The following is a 635-nucleotide window of genomic DNA, read 5'->3' as shown; positions in this document are numbered from 1 at the left end:
TCCTTGAGCGAATCCTTGAGTACAAGCTCATCCTTAAGCGAAAGCTTAAGCACATCAAGCAGCTTGAGTGAATCCTTGAGTACAAGCTCATCCTTAAGCGAAAGCTTGAGCACATCAAGTTCCTTGAGCGAATCCTTGAGCACAAGCTCCTCCTTGAGTGAAAGCTTGAGTACATCAAGCAGCTTGAGTGAATCCTTGAGTACAAGTTCCTCCTTAAGTGAAAGCTTAAGTACATCAAGTTCGTTGAGTAGCTCATCCTTAAGCGAAAGCCTAAGCACATCAAGTTCGTTGAGTGAATCCTTGAGTACAAGCAGTGAATCCTTGAGTACAAGCTCATCCTTAAGCGAAAGCTTAAGCACATCAAGTTCCTTGAGCGAATCCTTGAGTACAAGTTCCTCCTTAAGCGAAAGCTTAAGTACATCAAGTTCGTTGAGTGAATCCTTGAGTACAAGCTCCTCCTTAAGTGAAAGCTTAAGCACATCAAGTTCGTTGAGTGAATCCTTGAGCACAAGCTCCTCCTTAAGCGAAAGCCTAAGCACATCAAGTTCGTTGAGTGAATCCTTGAGTACAAGCTCATCCTTGAGCGAAAGCTTGAGCACATCAAGCAGCTTGAGTGAATCCTTGAGTACAAGTTC

1 protein-coding gene is annotated in these 635 nt (G+C 43.6%); it reads right to left on the bottom strand.

What is annotated here, in order from left to right:
• Nucleotides 1-635, bottom strand: a 635-nt coding sequence (locus tag OZJ21_RS09745) for a hypothetical protein (RefSeq protein WP_268857756.1), incomplete at both ends; no start/stop codon positions are given.

The organism is Ligilactobacillus sp. UO.C109, assembly GCF_026847815.1.
GTDB classification, from domain to species: domain Bacteria; phylum Bacillota; class Bacilli; order Lactobacillales; family Lactobacillaceae; genus Ligilactobacillus; species Ligilactobacillus salivarius.
This window is presented reverse-complemented; position numbering and strand designations above follow the sequence as displayed.